13 protein-coding genes are annotated in these 17,224 nt (G+C 31.5%); 11 read left to right on the top strand and 2 right to left on the bottom strand.

What is annotated here, in order from left to right:
* Nucleotides 1-290: 290 nt before the first annotated feature.
* The 6 genes from AC8GF4_RS03795 (at nt 291) to AC8GF4_RS03770 (ending at nt 3,767) form a co-directional block, all read left to right on the top strand.
* On the top strand, nt 291-458 hold the full coding sequence (locus AC8GF4_RS03795) for a hypothetical protein (protein WP_506592800.1): 168 nt from the start codon (nt 291-293) through the stop codon (nt 456-458).
* Entirely contained in the window at nt 455-844 is a 390-nt protein-coding gene (gloA2, locus tag AC8GF4_RS03790) for an SMU1112c/YaeR family gloxylase I-like metalloprotein (RefSeq protein ID WP_506592798.1), read from the top strand. Before AC8GF4_RS03795 ends, gloA2 begins: the two co-directional genes overlap by 4 nt.
* Before the next feature lie 176 nt (nt 845-1,020).
* Complete coding sequence (locus AC8GF4_RS03785; protein ID WP_506592796.1) at nt 1,021-1,560, top strand: IS1096 element passenger TnpR family protein; 540 nt, start codon at nt 1,021-1,023, stop codon at nt 1,558-1,560.
* Nucleotides 1,561-1,665: 105 nt separating this feature from the next.
* Nucleotides 1,666-2,058 carry a four helix bundle protein gene (locus AC8GF4_RS03780; RefSeq protein WP_506592795.1) on the top strand — a complete coding sequence of 131 codons (393 nt, stop codon included), beginning with the start codon at nt 1,666-1,668 and terminating at the stop codon, nt 2,056-2,058.
* A 181-nt stretch (nt 2,059-2,239) separates the two neighbouring features.
* The gene (locus AC8GF4_RS03775; protein WP_506592794.1) at nt 2,240-3,298 is read left to right on the top strand and encodes a nucleoid-associated protein; all 1,059 of its coding nucleotides are present in this window, start codon (nt 2,240-2,242) and stop codon (nt 3,296-3,298) included.
* A gap of 226 nt (nt 3,299-3,524) precedes the next feature.
* A complete protein-coding gene (locus AC8GF4_RS03770) occupies nt 3,525-3,767 on the top strand; it encodes a DUF1660 family phage protein (RefSeq protein WP_506592792.1) in 243 nt (80 codons plus the stop codon).
* 14 nt (nt 3,768-3,781) lie between these two features.
* On the opposite strand, the gene AC8GF4_RS03765 is transcribed toward AC8GF4_RS03770, so the two are convergent.
* Nucleotides 3,782-4,849 (bottom strand): hypothetical protein, encoded by a 1,068-nt coding sequence (locus AC8GF4_RS03765; RefSeq protein ID WP_506592791.1) that lies wholly within the window; start codon nt 4,847-4,849, stop codon nt 3,782-3,784.
* A 255-nt stretch (nt 4,850-5,104) separates the two neighbouring features.
* On the opposite strand from AC8GF4_RS03765, the gene AC8GF4_RS03760 reads away from it, so the two are divergent.
* The 5 genes from AC8GF4_RS03760 to AC8GF4_RS03740 all read left to right on the top strand — a co-directional run bounded on the left by AC8GF4_RS03760 (nt 5,105) and on the right by AC8GF4_RS03740 (nt 16,156).
* Nucleotides 5,105-6,934 (top strand): PAS domain-containing sensor histidine kinase, encoded by a 1,830-nt coding sequence (locus AC8GF4_RS03760; RefSeq protein ID WP_506592789.1) that lies wholly within the window; start codon nt 5,105-5,107, stop codon nt 6,932-6,934.
* 95 nt (nt 6,935-7,029) lie between these two features.
* On the top strand, nt 7,030-7,923 hold the full coding sequence (locus tag AC8GF4_RS03755) for an ABC transporter ATP-binding protein (protein WP_506592788.1): 894 nt from the start codon (nt 7,030-7,032) through the stop codon (nt 7,921-7,923).
* Between the two features lie 86 nt (nt 7,924-8,009).
* Nucleotides 8,010-8,846 (top strand): ABC transporter permease, encoded by an 837-nt coding sequence (locus AC8GF4_RS03750; protein ID WP_506592787.1) that lies wholly within the window; start codon nt 8,010-8,012, stop codon nt 8,844-8,846.
* 13 nt (nt 8,847-8,859) lie between these two features.
* A complete protein-coding gene (locus AC8GF4_RS03745; protein ID WP_506592786.1) occupies nt 8,860-11,190 on the top strand; it encodes a T9SS type B sorting domain-containing protein in 2,331 nt (776 codons plus the stop codon).
* A gap of 478 nt (nt 11,191-11,668) precedes the next feature.
* The gene (locus tag AC8GF4_RS03740; RefSeq protein WP_506592785.1) at nt 11,669-16,156 is read left to right on the top strand and encodes an FIDD domain-containing protein; all 4,488 of its coding nucleotides are present in this window, start codon (nt 11,669-11,671) and stop codon (nt 16,154-16,156) included.
* A 153-nt stretch (nt 16,157-16,309) separates the two neighbouring features.
* Here the strand turns inward: AC8GF4_RS03740 and AC8GF4_RS03735 are convergent, their stop codons facing one another.
* A complete protein-coding gene (locus tag AC8GF4_RS03735; protein WP_506592784.1) occupies nt 16,310-17,155 on the bottom strand; it encodes an AraC family transcriptional regulator in 846 nt (281 codons plus the stop codon).
* Nucleotides 17,156-17,224 lie beyond the last annotated feature (69 nt).

Genomic DNA, 17,224 nt, shown 5'->3' with positions numbered 1-17,224 from the left:
TAAACATATGAGCTTGACCCTTGCTAAATTGAATTCTCCCTTGAAATGACCTTGTAAAACCGAAATAAGCTCTGTATCTTTGCCCTCAAGACTGGTATTTTTCATTATAAAAATTATGTGGTAATAATTCTATAATGTACGAAATATCGGTCTTTTTTACAAATTAATTATTGTTTATTTTGCTTAATTTCAGTGAAATATATTTTTGTCATGTACTAAAACGAAATGGTCCTTTTGAAACTATAAAAGGAATTTTAGAAAAAGACAAAGCTTTTCATGCTACATAAGAAATGTATCTGGAACATATTTGGCAACATGTAGATGATGAAAATGAAGTGCTTTTTCTCTTTAGAATCAATTCTGTCGAGAACACTAAAAAATTAATTGAGAAGTTACACAGCAAAGTATTAGAACAAAATCCAGATGCCAATTTACCTAACATGACCTATTTACAATGATTAAACTAAACAAAGTACACCACATTGCACTAATTTGTGCTGATTATTCCAGATCAAAGCATTTCTATATCGATATTTTAGGTCTGTCAATCATTCAAGAAATCTACCGCGAGGATCGAGATTCGTATAAACTAGATATGGCACTCAACGGTAACTTTATCATAGAGTTATTCTCCTTCAAAAATCCGCCAAAACGCGTTTCGAGTCCTGAAGCAGCGGGTTTACGTCATTTGGCTTTTGAAGTAAATGACATTCAGGAAACCAGAAAATATATTGTAGAACAAGGATGCGCGGCTGAAGATATAAGAATAGATACATTCACTAAAAAAAGATTTTTCTTTACTAGCGACCCAGATGACTTACCTATAGAGTTTTATGAAATCTGATAGAATCTTTTTAACAAATCCCAATTCCTAAATCTGAAATGAGCATCGCAATGAATTTGAAACAAATAGCTATGATGACATGCGAATTACATATGACCGATAAAAAAACAATAATTATCAACATATAAAATCTAAAATTATACTTTACATTTGCTCTTTCATTAAAAATAAAGATTATGGTTTACAAATTCAGAGTTATTCTAGATGCCGAGGAAGACATTTTTAGAGACATTGCAATACTTGCAGAAGATACTTTAGAAGATTTACACAATGCAATATTCAATTCTTTCGGTTTTGACGGAATGGAAGTAGCATCTTTCTATACTTGTGATGAAACTTGGAATCAAGAAGAAGAGATCCCTATGTTTGATACAGGAGATATCCCTGGGGAGCAAAAAACAATGAGTGATTACAAACTAGTTGACCTATTAGATCAAGAAAATACCAAAATTATTTATGTTTATGATTTTATAAACATGTGGACTTTTCTTGTAGAATTGGCAGCTGTTGAAGAACAAGTAGCTGGAAATATGTATCCAGAAACTATTTTTTCGCACGGAGAAATGCCAGACGAAGCATTGGAAAAAAACTTCGAAGCCGATATGCATGATGACATCTATGGTGAATTTGAAGACGATTTAGACGAAGATGATCTTGATATGTTTGAAGGAGACGATAGTTTTGAAGACTACGGACAAGAAGATAATTGGAATTAGATTCCATAATTTGTTTAAAAGTTTAAAATTGTTTAATTCAGTTTAAATAGTTTGAAAACGAAATTAAGTTTAAAGTTTTTCAATTAAGTTTAAAATGGTTTCTTGATGGCTACAATAAAAAGATTTGAAGATTTAGAAATTTGGCAAGATGCTAGAAAACTATCAAAAGAAATTATTTTAATATCCAAAAACACCGAATTAAACAGAGATTTTAAACTCAAAGAACAAATTAAAGGTTCCTCAGGTTCGGTTATGGATAATATTGCAGAGGGTTTTGAAAGAAATGGAAATGCCGAATTTCGACAGTTTTTATCTATTGCAAAAGGCTCAGCTGGAGAAACTCGCTCTCAATTGTATCGAGTTTTTGACAATGAATATATAAATGAAGTACATTTAAACCATTTAATTTTTGAATGTGAAAAACTAAGTATAAAAATACTTAACTTCATTACTTACCTAAATAAAAATGATTTTAAAGGAACAAAGTTTATTGGTTAACTCATTTTAAACAATTTTAAACCTTTATAAATCAATAATTTTAAACTTTTAACCCTTAAAAACAGCTTTAAACAATTTAAACATATTTAAACATATTGAATAATTTTAAACTTTTAGACCTCAAACTGTTTTAAACAATTCAAACAAAATTAAACAAAATTAAACAATTTAAACATCCTAGATGATAAACCTATACAACACCCACATCGAAACCCTTTCAATACATCGTGTAGGGAACATCAGTCGCAATGAACCTCTTTTTTTGTCAGAAGAACCATTTAAATTAAATGATGAAATTGTGCCGTTGATGAAAGAATTTTTCTTTAAATCGTTTAAAGAAAAAGAAGAGAACTACTTTCAGTTTGCACACGAAGTAGATTTGGACTATAATGATATGTTTAAATTTGCAACCGAAATTTTTGCAAATCCAGCTTGTTTACACGAAGCTTCAAAAAAGATTACGAAACATTTATTTGAGCAATCGAATCATCCCCACATAAAAAATGGCGAGGTATATGTAACTTATTTGACCAATGTAAGTATTGATAATAATATTGTTGATGCTATTGGAATTTTTAAAAGCGAAATCCAAGCAGACTTTTTACAGTTTGAAGAAAAAGGAACACAATTGGAAATGATTTTGCAGCACGGAGTAAGTTTAAACAAACTAGACAAAGGTTGTTTGATCTTTAATTATAAAAAAGAAGAAGGATACAAAATCTTGTCTGTAGATAGTAATCGTTACGACGCGAGATATTGGTTGGAGCATTTTTTATCAGTAGATGCTTTTGAAGATGAAAATTTCATTACCAAAAAATACTTGAAATTCTGTCAAAACTTTGCCAAAGATGTTGTTTTCCCTGCCGAAGACAAAAAAGAAGAGGTAATGTTTATGAACCGTTCAGTTAATTATTTTGCTAAAAACGATCAGTTTGAAGAAACTAATTTCTTGAATGAAGTATTGGATAATCCCGATTTAATTCCGGAATTTAAAAACTACAAAGTTGATAAAGGTGAGAAATACAGTATTGAAGATGTAACCTCTTTCCCAATTGCCAATGCTGCTGTGAGTGATGCAAGAAAATCTATTAAAAACGTAATTAATTTGGACACTCATATCCAAATAAAAATGGATTTCATCAATCCTGAAAGTGCAGAAAAATTTGTAGAAAAAGGTTGGGATGAAGAAAAACAAATGTATTATTATTTGGTTTACTTCAATAAAGAAGAGAAAAATTAATATTCAGTGTTCATTTTTTGAGTGTTCATTTCAAAGTGACCTAGAATTAATTATTAAAAAAAATATTTACAATCCCCAACTGCTTAGGTAGTTGGGTTTTTTTTTAAATAATTCACGAAAAGTAGGTATTTTATTTCTTTTTTGTATAAATATGTGTATTTCATCGGTTTTATTTGCGAAAAATAATATTATAACATATGTTTGTCAAAATTTTAAATACCACACTATGAGCTTTTTAGATTTTATGTCAAAATTTGTAGATAAAAAGACTGCTTGCTCCATTTTTGGTCACAAAATAGTGACTGTCAGAAATGTAACGGGGCATTTTAAAGAATACAAATGCACTTGTTGCCAAATTGAATTAACAAATGATTTGCAGGATAGAAAAACATTTCTTACGCCAGAACTAAAAGAAATAAATGAAACTTTATTGAATCATTATACAAGAAAGCAACTCTCCACAATTTAATTAGACAATTACTTTTAAAATCCTGGTCTGAATACATTAGTACTATTAAAATTTCTAGTTACAAATTCAAACGCAGAACTTAAGACATTGCCCATTGATTTTGCAGCTTTAAAATTGATATCGTTTGTATAGCGATACAATTCCATTTTAAGTTGGTTTAAATTTTCTTCTGTTGATATTTCGTCATTTCCCATAATCTTCATTAATATCTTTATTCTATTTTCAGCAGAATTTATTCGTTTAGCCAATGAGGAACGCTCTTCATTTTTGTATTGCTCAATAGATTTATCTTGTAACTTTTCCTTTACAATTTTTACCATCGGATAATTTTCTTTAAAAAACTGAGGTCGATACACTTTAAAATTCCCTTCATAACATTGTTGATCAAAATCTATTGCTCTAATTTTGTAGACCACTTGATCAAAATCGTGAATAGGAATAACAACATAATTATAGGAACGCATATCTCCTAATAGACGGATCATGCAACGTTCATTAAACTTTACAAACTCTTTGGCAATTTGAGCTTTTTCAATTTCAGTACATTTACTCAACAAAGAATGCATAAATACATCTCCTGGAATTCCTGTAATATGCTCTTCAATCAATGTGTCTTTAAATACTAAAAAATTGATTTTGTATGGGGATAATAAATGCTCTAATTCCAAACCATAAACTCTAGAGGCATCAGCTTTTTTAATATAAAAATAAGTGTAATTGTCATTTAGAATATTTCGCACTTTGATTCGAAAAGGCTTCGAATTTCCAAAAGTACAATAATCGATGGCGTCAACATTCAAAAATTTAAGAATGTCTGTATTCCCATCAGAATACAATAATGAATACACTTTTTTTAGATTCAAATCAATTTCATCTCTTTCATATTCATTATAATAAACCCTTATCCACAAGGTATCTTGATCATTTTTGTCAAAAACACTTATTGCACCAGAAAATCGCAAAAGATCGTCATACATAATAGGCTCTTTTGAAACGAGATCAAATCGTTCCAAATAATTCATCAACGAACTATTGATTGGATAACAAGGTTTTTTAAAAAACATTAGAGGTTGCTCACTCATTTTTGGTATATTTTAATACAAATTTACATTAAATAACCTCAAGAATATTACAATAAATAATATTGAAGCTGAATTATATTTGTGGATTTTTTATTTAATTACTTATAAATATCTTCAATTTTATTAACTTTTCAGAATGGAGCCAATTGAAAATCCATAAATATTAAACCCTAAAAAATTGAATTTTCAAAAATATACATTATATTTGAGTGTAAACAATCATCTAAATATTAAAAAATAAGATACTTGTAATTTATGAAAATCAAGTTATTGCATTATATTGAAGCTGCAAAATATGCTAAAATTGGTCTTTGGGAAATTAATATATTAACCAAAGAAGTTTATTGGGATGATGTTACTAAATCAATTCATGAGGTAGACCACGATTTTGTACCTACTATAGAAAATGGAATTCAATTCTATCATGAAGGACCTATCAGAAAAAAAATTAAAAAGCTTCTTGAAAATGCAATCCAAAAAGGAATCCCTTTTAAAGAAACATTTGAGATTAACACTGCAAAAAAAAACAATCGCTTTGTAGAAATAAGTGGTCAAATTGTTTACAAGAATGAGGAAATCATTAAAATAAGAGGCACTTTTCAAGATATTACAAAAGAACAAAGTTTAATTAATGAACTTCACCTTAATATAAACAAATTATATACCGTATTTTCCAGTTCAAATGATGCAATTTTAATAATAGATTATTCAAACGGAATCATTACGGATTGTAATTCTAGATTAACCGAACTAACAGGATATAGTGTTTCGGAATTAATTGGAAATCATAAATCATTACTTTTCCCTCAAAAAAACTGGAAGGAAATTAGATCATTTCTGCATCAACATACTGATGAAGGTGTATATATAGTTCAAGATACATTTTTAAAAACCAAAAATGGAAATTTAATCCCTGTTGAAATGGCCTCAGGAAAGAAATTTCAAATAGAAAATAAAATCTATTTAGTTTCCTTTTTTAAAGACATTAGCGAAAAAAAAAATATTGAAGAAAGAATGCAAATGTTATTGCTTTCTGCATCTGAGACTACAGACACCGTAGTAATAGCTGATGCAGAAGGAATTGCTCTTTGGGCAAATAAAGCATATCTTAACTTAACAGGACTTACTATAGACCAAGTAATTGGACACAAACCTGGTTATTTGTCTAAAGGAAAGAATACAGATATTAAAACTACAAATAGCATCAAAGAAGCCATTCTCGCTAAAAAATGTTTCTACACAACTATATTAAATTACAACCAAAAAAAAGAAGAGTATTGGTTTGAATTGAATATCACCCCTATATTTGATAATGAAAATAAAATACGGAATTTTGTTGGTGTAGGAAGAGATATAACACAAAGAAAAGAGAAAGAAATCGAACTCAATCGACTTCTTAATTTGACTATTGATCAAAACAATAGGCTTCTTAATTTTTCGCATATTGTATCCCACAACATTCGTTCTAATTCCAGTAATTTAACAATGCTTATTGATGTAATTGAAAAAGAAGAAGACCCCAAGGAAAAACAAAAATATTTAGAAATGTTTAAAGGGGCAACAGAAAAATTAGAAGAAACAATACATTACTTAAACGAGATTGTCTCTATTCAACAAAATTCGAATATTAAAAAAACAAAAGTCTTTTTAAAAGAAGAAATTGACAAAACAAATAATGCATTGAATTTGACCATTAAAAAGAGTCAAATCAATATTATTAACAACATACCAGAAAAGCTAAGTGTTAGGGTCATTCCTGCTTATCTGGATAGCATCTTGTTGAATTTGCTTTCCAATGCAATCAAATATAAATCCAAAAACCAAAAATCTTATTTAAAAATTAGCTGCGAAATAGAAGAACCCTACATTGTTATTTCATTTCAAGACAATGGATTAGGTGTAAATTTAGAAAAAAACGGAAATAAAATTTTTGGTATGTATAAAACTTTTCATGGTAATACAGATGCTTTAGGAATTGGGCTTTTTATTACCAAAAATCAAATTGAAGCAATGGGAGGTAAAATTGAAGTAGAGAGTAAGGAAGGTGTTGGCTCCACTTTTAAAATATATTTAAGCGATAAATAAATGACACCCAAATTCAGATAACACCAATCTATTTTTAATTTACAGTAACAAATAGCTATTTTATTCGTCATACTAAAAATTAAAAATCAACCAATTTGGAAACAATTCTTTCTATACATAACCTAAACAAACGTTATGGCAGTCTTCAAGCTTTAAAAAATGTTTCATTTGAAATAAAAAAAGGCAATGTTTATGGTATTCTTGGACCAAATGGTAGCGGAAAATCAACTACGCTAGGCATTGTACTCAACGTAGTTAACAAAACAGCTGGAGAATACAGTTGGTTTGGCGGTAATCTGCAAACTCATGAAGCTTTAAAAAAAGTAGGTGCTATTATAGAAAGACCTAACTTTTATCCTTACATGACCGCTCAGGAAAACCTGAAATTGGTTTGTAAAATAAAAAACATCAACTATTCCAAAATACCAGAAAAACTAGAACTCGTAGGTTTAAACGACAGAAAAGACAGCAAATTCAGCACTTTTTCTCTTGGGATGAAACAACGATTGGCCATAGCTTCTGCTCTATTAAACGACCCTGAAATTTTGATTCTTGATGAACCTACAAATGGTTTGGACCCTCAAGGTATTCACCAAATACGAGATATTATAAAACAAATAGCAGCAAAAGGAACTACTATTTTATTAGCCTCTCATTTGCTTGATGAAGTAGAAAAGGTATGTTCGCATGTTTTAGTTTTACGAAAAGGAGAAATTCTTTATTCGGGTTTAGTAGATGGAATATCGGCAAATGAAGGTTTTTTTGAATTGCAAGCTGATGATATTGATAATTTAATTCAAGTACTAAATACGCATCCTGCAGTCGAAAAAACCACATTAACCGAAGGGAAAGTCATTGTTTATTTAAAATCCAAATTGGATTCAAAAGATTTAAACCAGTTTTTGTTTTCAAAAAATATCTGCTTGAGTCACTTGGTAAAGCGTAAAAACAGCTTGGAAGAGCAATTTTTGGAATTAACTGCTCCCTAACTCCAAAATGGGGGAACCAATTCAAAACTCAATGACAATTGCAATGTTAAATCTAAAATCTGAAATTTAAACTCTAAAATTTAAAAATGAAACGATTACTCTCTATAGAAATACAAAAAATATGGTTAAACAAAGCCAGTCGTGTATTAACTTTGACCTATTTTATTTTATTATCCTTTATTGCCTTGATAGCTTCTATCAAATTTGATATTGGCAACATCCATTTTCAAGTTGCCGAGATGGGAATATTCAATTTTCCATATATTTGGCATTTTAACACTTATGCTGCTGCTGTTTTAAAACTCTTTTTGGCAATAGTTATTGTATCCATGATGGCCAATGAATACAGTTACGGAACATTAAAACAAAACTTAATTGACGGATTGAGCAAAAAAGAATTTATCCTTTCTAAGTTTGTTACCATTCTATTGTTTGCCATTTGTTCTACAGTATTTGTTTTTATAATGACATTAATTCTAGGATATAGTTTTTCATCTTATACAGAAATTGGTATTGTATTTACCGATTTGGAATATATTTTTGCCTTTTTTGTAAAACTCGTTGGATTTTTCTCTTTCTGTTTGTTCTTAGGCATATTGGTAAAACGATCTGCATTTGCATTGGGTTTTCTATTAGTATGGAATATTATTGAAGCTATTGCAAATGGAATTTTGAACTTTCAAATTTTTCCAGAAGGCAAGACTGCCGGATACATTACACAATTTTTCCCATTGAATGCAATGTCCAATTTAATAGTTGAACCGATCTCAAGATTATCTGTTATTAAATCTATTGGCACTCAAATGGGAGTCGAAAACCTTAAAGATTATAGTGTCCCTTTTTCTGCTGTTGTAATTGTGTTATGTTGGACAGTGGTTTTCTTATTCTTATCCTATCGCATATTAAAAAACAGAGATTTATAGTATATTTGTTGCTATGAAGCCTTCTAATTTATTAATACTGATTATTCTTACTTTTAACTTGAGTATCTTAAATGCTCAAGTTATAACCGTAGAAGATTATCGATCTGCACAAGACCTTGTTGAGAATGTTTTGGTAAAAAGTAGTTGTGCTAGTATCTCAAATAGTATTGCAACAGGAGATACTTTTACTTCTGGTGAAAATAGCTATGGCTATTTTAATGCAAATGGCAGTAATTTTCCTTTTACCGAAGGCGTTTTATTGTGTACATCAACAAGTAGAAATGCAATAGGCCCTTTTGTTAGTGACAAAGGTGGAGGTAACGATTCTTGGAAAGGAGATTCCGATTTGGATCAGGCCCTGGGAATTAACAGTATCAATGCTACCGTACTAGAATTTGACTTTGTTCCTTTAACTACGTCTATAAATTTTAATTACCTTTTTGCTTCCAACGAATACCAAACTTATTTTCCTTGCGAATATTCGGATGGTTTTGCTTTTTTAATTAAAGAAAAAGGAAGCTCCGCAAATTACAAAAACATTGCAGTTTTGCCTGGAACAACCACACCAGTATCTTCAAAAAATGTACATCCTTTAATAAATGATTATATTGATAGTCAAAACACTTTACGTAAAGGTTGCCCTGCCATAAATGAATCCTATTTCAATGGATATAATTCCGCTTCTAGTCCTGTAAATTATAGCGGGCAAATTGTAAAACTAAATGCAAGTACTGATGTAATAATCGGCAAAACATATCACATAAAATTAGTTATTGCCGATGATGATAATAATCTCTATGATTCAGCTATATTTTTGGAAAAGGGGAGTTTTTCGGCAAGTATTGACCTTGGTTTGGATCGATCAACTACTACAAGTAACCCTATTTGTTTTGGAGACTCCTTTACTATTGACACAAAACTCCCTGCAAATTATACGTATGAATGGTTTAAAGATGGTTCAACAACCGCAATTATTGGAGAAACAAATCCAACACTTACAGTTGTAGATGGCGGAACATACAAAGTTAGAGTTAATTTCTCTCCCTCCTGTTTTGCAGAAGATGAAATAAAAATCGAATATGCTCCCCAAATTGTATTAATAGACGCAACTCTTTTTCAATGCGATGATAATTCAGATGGGATTACTGTTTACGATTTAACCAAAATGGATGCCATTATCAAAAATAACGACCTCAAAATAGTAAAATTCACCTATTTTAAAACCCTTCCCGATGCTCAAAATGAAACAAATCCAATTTTAATCCCAACAAACTATACTAATTCAGTTCAAAATGAAACGCTTTACGCAAGAGCAGTCAATGCTTTTGGGTGTACAGGCTTCGCAAAATTGGATCTAAAAACAGCCAATAACACTGTTGCAATACAAAACCCAATAGAAAGTTGTGATACTGATACATTCCAAGATGGAATTACACAATTTGATTTAAATTCACAAGTAACACCTCAAGTTATTAGCGGACTACCGAATGGAATGACAGTTGAATATTATCTAAATCAAACAGATGCCATTGTACAAAAAAACAAATTGCCGAATAATTTTACCAATACCACTCCAAAGCAGCAAATTATTTATGCCCGAATTGTAAATGGTCCCGACTGCTTCAAAATTATACCCGAAACTTTAATTATTAATACTTTTGATCCTATAAATTTTCAAGACGAAATAGTTTCTTTGTGTGATGGAGCAAATGCAGATCTAAAAGTGGATACAGGATTTTCGAGTTATTTATGGAGCAATGGAGCTACAACAAATACCTTAAACGTTTCGATTTCCGGCGAATATTTGACTACTGTAACTAATTCAAAAGGGTGTCAAAAAACAAAAAAATTCATTGTAAATCCTTCAGGAATTGCTACAATAACCAATGTTACTGTCGCTGATTTCTCTGGTGCAAACAACTCGCTTACCATTTTTTATACTGGCAATGGAGATTACGAATTTTCATTAGATGGCACTTTTTATCAAGACAATCCAGTTTTTACTGGTTTAAATCCAGGAATTTATTGGGCAACTGCTAGGGACAAAAACGGTTGTGGTATTTCAACCCCTTACAAAGTGTATGTATTGGATTATTCGCGTTTTTTTACCCCAAATAATGATGGAATTAATGATACATGGAAAATCAAAAACTTAGAAATACTTCCCAAATCATCCATAAGTATTTTTGATCGATATGGCAAATTACTAAAACAACTTAACGCATCAAACTCGGGATGGAATGGCACTTATACTGAAAAAGATTTACCGTCAGATGATTATTGGTTTGTGATTTCATTTGAAGATGGAAAAACTATAAAAGGTCATTTTTCATTGAAAAGATAATACATTTTGGCTATGTTCTAAAAAACATATTGATTATGATGACAGTCCGTAACTAATACCAAATAAATAAAGTTGGCCACAGATTAAAAAGATTCACACAGATTTTTTTAATTACTACGAATTCAATCAGTGGAAATCTTTGAAATCTTTGGTGAAAAAAAAATACTCGGTATACTCTGGGGATAGTCATAATGATTTTAAATTATTTTGCCAGAGATTTAAAGGATTAAAATGATTTTACCTGTGATTTTGAAAAAACATCTGTTTACACTGTGTCTAAAAAATACATTCATTTATTAGACTAAAGCCTTCTTATTTTAATTTGAAATTGAAATTGCTCCATAATTATACAAAAAGAAAAAATATCTTTATCTAAATAAAGCAGATTTAATAATTTAAAAAAAACACACTAAATTGTTAAATTAAACTTATTTTTGGTTTTGCTATCTAATTCATACAATAGCTATTAACCAAACCTATGAAAACATCTTTACGCTTCGTATTTATTTTACTATTTACCATAAACGGTTTTGCTCAATTTAGTAAAACACATTATATACCACCATTAATTTCGGCTCCTGGATTGGTTGAAGACCAATATTTGTATATTTCTACTCCAAGTATTGTAAATGTAAATTTTAAGATAATTGCCAATGGAGGTAGTGTCATCAGTGGAAGTGTAAATAAAAACACTCCCTACCGTTTTGATATTGGAGCTGGAAATAACACCCAACTTTTTACAACAAATACCGGAATTGTAACCAACAAAGGATACATTATTGAAGCAGAAGATTTAATCTATGTAAGTGCTAGAGTCAATGCTGGTTTAAATAATAATGGAGGTTATAATCACGCTGGAGGATTAGTTTCTAAAGGAAATAGTGCATTGGGAACTACTTTTAGGCTAGGAGCTATGTTAAATCCACTTTTCGATACAACTTTATTGAATTTTGCTACCATACTTTCTACCGAAAACGGAACTAAAATTACACTTTCAAACCTTCAAAACGGCACCAGACTTTTGGATGGTACAATTGTTTCTGGTCCAATAAACATTACATTAGATAAAAACGAAAGTTATATACTGGCATTACAAAACTATAATGATGGTAGTCCTTTTTCAAATAGTTCCAAAATAATTGGAGCATTGGTCACTTCAGACCGACCTGTTGTTGTCAATTCGGGGTCATTTGGCGGAAGCAACAGTTCAGAGTTGGGAATAAATCCAAATGGAGGTTCAATGATTCCTATAGGAAGAGATGTCGGTTTTGACCAAATTGTTGCTCTTGAAAAAACAGGAAAAGAATATGTTTTTGTTAAGGGAATTGGAACCGATGAATTGGAAAAAGTTATTTTGGTTGCTCATGTAGACAACACCCAAATCTTCCTTAATGGAAGTAATGGAACACCTTTTAAAACGCTCAATCAAGGCGAATATGTAGCTATTGATGGAAGCCAATTCATTAATGGAAATCTTTATGTAACGGCAAATGAAAAAATATTTGCCTACCAATGCATTGCAGGATCCAATTCTCCAGCCAACCAAAATATGTTTTTTGTACCGCCTATAAATTGCTCAACACCCAATACTGTTGATAATATTCCATTGATAGAGTTTATTGGTAATAATAATTTTAACGGAATTTTAAATATAGTGACCGAAGCTGGAGCCACCGTTTTGTTAAACAATAATCCTATTAGCTCTTCTCCAACTGATATTACAGGAAACCCCGATTTTGTTCGATATACTGTTAATGGATTGTCTGGAAATATAGCCGTAAAATCGACCAAACAAGTGTATGTGTCCTATTTCGGAACCAATGGTGCGGCCACTTATGGAGGCTATTATTCTGGTTTTGATTTGAAACCCGAAATAGTTTCAGACAAAATAACTATAGGTAATTCCTCTTGTATTCCAAACGTAGTCTTAAAGATTAATACATTATCATCGTATGATACTTTTCAATGGTACAAAGATGATGTAATAATTCCTTTTGCAACAACGAACTCCTATACCCCAACCCTTCCTGGTTTTTATCAAGTAAAAGGAAGCATATCGGGTTGTGTAAGTGATATTTTCTCGGATAAAATTCCGGTAAGCGAATGCCCTTCAAATTATGATAATGATTTAGCCAATGACAATATTGATATCGATTACGACAATGACGGCATTCTAAATTGCACTGAATCTTTTGGCAATCAGGACTTAAATACCAGTAATTCAAATTCGGGTGTTGTAGCCAATGGAACTTATTCTAATACTTTCACCGGAGTTACATCCAGTACTTCTCCATCAGCTCTCACCCCTTTTACAGGAAATATTGACGGAAGTTTTGTAACTGAAGTTTTAACTGGAAAAGGATCTTCGGTAGCTTATAATTTGAATTTTGCCAAACCCTTAAATCTTAGCTTAGAATATCCAACAAATGCATTGACAACAGATTTATTAAATACTGATTCAGAATACATCGTCAATACTGATATAGACAAAACGGTAACCGTTTTAAACCCTACCAATCAACTATTGGTTGACACCAATTATGATGGCGTTTATGAAAGTGGTGTTACTCAATTTTCTTCATTCGAAATTCGATTCCGTTTAAATGGAAATACTCCTTTAATTGCTGGCACAGGGACTTTCAAATTTCAATCTTTCCAAACCAAAACATTCAAAATTACACACAAAAACCTTCTAGACACAGCAGGAAATAAAGGAACTTTTAAACTTATAGCTACTTGTATACCAAAAGATACAGATGGAGATACTATTCCGGATCAATTGGATTTAGACAGTGACAATGACGGAGTTCCAGATGGTATAGAAAGTCAAAAAAATCCAAAAGCATTATCCAATACTGATACCAATCTTGACGGACTTGATACCATTTTTGAACCAGCAACAAATCCAAATGATTCGGATTTAGATGGAGTACCCGATTATCTCGATCTTGACAGTGACAATGATGGTATTTACGATCTAGTAGAATCTGGAAGTAATGCCTTAGACGCTAATAAAAACGGAGTTTTAGACACAACTATTTATGGTAACAACGGTTTAGCAGATGCAATAGAAACAACTCCAGAGAGTAGAATTTTAAACTACATTGTTGCAGATACTGATGCCGATGGAATAAAAAACCACACCGAATTAGACAGTGATAATGATGCTTGTAATGATGTTAATGAAGCAGGATTTACCGACCCCAATTTTGACGGTCAGTTGGGAATCATTCCAGTTGTTGTTAATGCAAACGGTCTTGTAACCTCCAAAACGGATGGTTATACCTTTCCAAACGGCAACTATATAATTTTCAATCCAATACTTATCAGCAAACAACCCCAAAATCTTTCTACTTGTGAATTGCAAAAAGCAAATATCAGCATAGAATCCAATGCAGATGGCTTTCAATGGCAATTATCAACAGATGGTGGAAACAATTGGAATACGGTAACAAACAATTCAATTTACTCAGGTGCCACATCCGCAACTTTGCTAATTAACACAATAGCTACAATGAATAGCTATCAGTATCGTGCACTTCTGAATAAAACAAACAATGCATGTGGATTGACTTCGGTACCCGCTACATTGACCATTCTTGCTTTGCCTATTTTATCTTCCCCGATTTCAATTATACAATGTGATGATGACACTGATGGAATTTCTATCTTTAATGTAACCGAGAAAAACAGTTTTATTTCGGCAAATTCTACAAATGAGACTTTTACATATTACACTACATTGGCTGGAGCAAATAATAAAGATACAGCTACACTTATTCCAAATCCTATTGCTTTTACAACTCCCAATACAAGTATTTGGACAAGAGCAGAAAATGCAAACGGTTGTTTTAGTGTGAGTCAAATCAATCTTATCGTTTCCACCACACAAATCAATCCTAGTTTCAAAAGAAATTTTGATACGATTTGTGATGATTATATCGACGCCATTAATGATGATAAAGATGGCATTGCTACTTTCGATTTTAGCAGTGTTACTACTGATATTCAAACGCTACTCCCAGCTCCTACAACAAACTACATTATAAAATACTATGCCAACGAAGCCGATGCTTTAGCTGAAATCAATGCAATTTCAAACCCTGCCAATTATAGAAACACCACTCCCAACCAACAGGATATTTGGGTACGAGTGGAGAGTAATCTTGATAATGCCTGCTTCGGATTGGGAGCTTACATCACTCTAACAGTAAATCCAAAACCGAATATTGATATTAACGACAGTAAAAATGATGACGAATTAGTCTGTTCTAATTTACCTAGCTTTTTTGTCAAACTCGATGCTGGACTTATAGGCAATACTCCTGCTAGTAATTATAATTATACTTGGACAAAAGATGGTAAGATCATTCCGGGAGAAACAAAAGAAATTCTGGATGTTAATGAAGAAGGAATATACACCGTAATTGTATCTACTCCAAAAAGCTGTGACAGAACCAGAACAATATCCGTAACGGCATCGGATATTGCTCATCTCGATTCGGTTTCCATCTCCGATTTATCCGAGGCCAATACCGTTACGATCAGCGTCTCTGGTCAGGGAAATTATGAATACAGTATTGATTTGCCCAACGGTCCTTTTCAGGAATCCAATTTCTTCAACAACATCTCACCGGGGATTCACGAAATTTACATACATGATAAAAACGGTTGTGGCACCTTGACAAAAACCATTGCTGTTCTAGGAATACCAAGATTTTTCACACCAAACAACGATGGTCACAATGATTATTGGAACATAAAAGGAGCAAATGAAACGTTAAATTCAAAAGCACAAATATTAATTTATGATCGCTATGGCAAACTAATCAAACAAGTTCTTGCCTCAAGTGACGGCTGGGACGGGACTTTTATTGGTAATCCTATGCCTTCAGATGATTATTGGTACACTATAAAACTAGAAGACGGCCGAGAAGCCAAAGGTCATTTTTCATTAAAAAGGTAAAATAATAATTTGGGCATGACCCCATTACGCAAAGTGGCTAAATATGGATACCGCTCATCCAGCCACTTTACGCAACGCGGTCGGGCTATCCGTGTTACTTCGGTAACTTACTGCTATCCCTCATGCAATATCAACTTTACCAACAAAAAAGTTTTATTCAAAGATCATTTTCCTAAATGCCTTTGGTGTCATCCCTTTTTTCTTCAAAAAAACCCGATTGAAATAACTTAAGGTTTCAAATCCGCATTCAAAAGCAATTGTATTTATAGGATTATCGGTTTGTAATAATAATTGACAGCTTGTATTTATCCGAATAGCATTCAAATAATCAGAAAAAGTTTTGCCTGTAGCTTTTTTAAAAAAATTACAAAAATTACTTTCCGTCAAATGAATCAAATCTGCAACTTGTTTCAATGATATCGGTTCGGCAAAATTATTTTCCAAAAAAACACAAACTTTATTGATTCTGTTTTCACTTTCAGCAGTTTGAACCGTTTGCAAATGATTCGAACATAAAACTTTTTGCTCACATACTGTTAATTGATTCAGAATATTCATAAAATCAACAATTCGATTAAAACCTTTTGAATGTACTAATTTTATTAAATCAGCTTTCAATACCAAATTTTCAGCAGGAAAAAACAAGCCTTTTTTAGATTGTTCCAGCAACTTTTTTAATGCATTACTCTCTTCAAACGCTAAAAAATGGGAGATAAAAACCTTGGAAAACTGTATCACAAGCGCATCAAAATCCTTATTATCACTCGATTTTCCAACCCAAGTATGTGGCAAATAGGAACCTGACAAAACCAAATCTCCATCTCCAAAAGTCTCATGACTATTTCCAATCAATCGATACCCATTTCCTTTTATAATATAGGTCAATTCAAATTCTGGGTGATAATGCCATTTAAACTCAAAAAAAGGAATTTGAAATCGATAGACATGAAAACTAGCTGATCCCTGATGGTAATTAATATCTTCTAAAACTGGTTTCATATACTATATTTACAATAAAGCAATAAAAATAATCAATACCATTGAATATAGTACTATAATTTAATAATT

This window comes from Flavobacterium rarum (SeqCode), from assembly GCF_965234445.1.
Lineage (GTDB): Bacteria > Bacteroidota > Bacteroidia > Flavobacteriales > Flavobacteriaceae > Flavobacterium > Flavobacterium rarum.
This window is presented reverse-complemented; position numbering and strand designations above follow the sequence as displayed.

What these genes read in the sequence shown, in the direction of transcription:
- AC8GF4_RS03735 (WP_506592784.1), bottom strand. Translation starts at nt 17,155, where the DNA reads ATGAAACCAGTTTTAGAAGATATTAATTACCATCAGGGATCAGCTAGT.
- AC8GF4_RS03750 (WP_506592787.1), top strand. Translation starts at nt 8,010, where the DNA reads ATGAAACGATTACTCTCTATAGAAATACAAAAAATATGGTTAAACAAA.
- AC8GF4_RS03780 (WP_506592795.1), top strand. Translation starts at nt 1,666, where the DNA reads ATGGCTACAATAAAAAGATTTGAAGATTTAGAAATTTGGCAAGATGCT.
- AC8GF4_RS03785 (WP_506592796.1), top strand. Translation starts at nt 1,021, where the DNA reads ATGGTTTACAAATTCAGAGTTATTCTAGATGCCGAGGAAGACATTTTT.
- AC8GF4_RS03745 (WP_506592786.1), top strand. Translation starts at nt 8,860, where the DNA reads ATGAAGCCTTCTAATTTATTAATACTGATTATTCTTACTTTTAACTTG.
- AC8GF4_RS03760 (WP_506592789.1), top strand. Translation starts at nt 5,105, where the DNA reads ATGAAAATCAAGTTATTGCATTATATTGAAGCTGCAAAATATGCTAAA.
- AC8GF4_RS03795 (WP_506592800.1), top strand. Translation starts at nt 291, where the DNA reads ATGTATCTGGAACATATTTGGCAACATGTAGATGATGAAAATGAAGTG.
- AC8GF4_RS03770 (WP_506592792.1), top strand. Translation starts at nt 3,525, where the DNA reads ATGAGCTTTTTAGATTTTATGTCAAAATTTGTAGATAAAAAGACTGCT.
- AC8GF4_RS03775 (WP_506592794.1), top strand. Translation starts at nt 2,240, where the DNA reads ATGATAAACCTATACAACACCCACATCGAAACCCTTTCAATACATCGT.
- gloA2 (WP_506592798.1), top strand. Translation starts at nt 455, where the DNA reads ATGATTAAACTAAACAAAGTACACCACATTGCACTAATTTGTGCTGAT.
- AC8GF4_RS03765 (WP_506592791.1), bottom strand. Translation starts at nt 4,849, where the DNA reads ATGAGTGAGCAACCTCTAATGTTTTTTAAAAAACCTTGTTATCCAATC.
- AC8GF4_RS03740 (WP_506592785.1), top strand. Translation starts at nt 11,669, where the DNA reads ATGAAAACATCTTTACGCTTCGTATTTATTTTACTATTTACCATAAAC.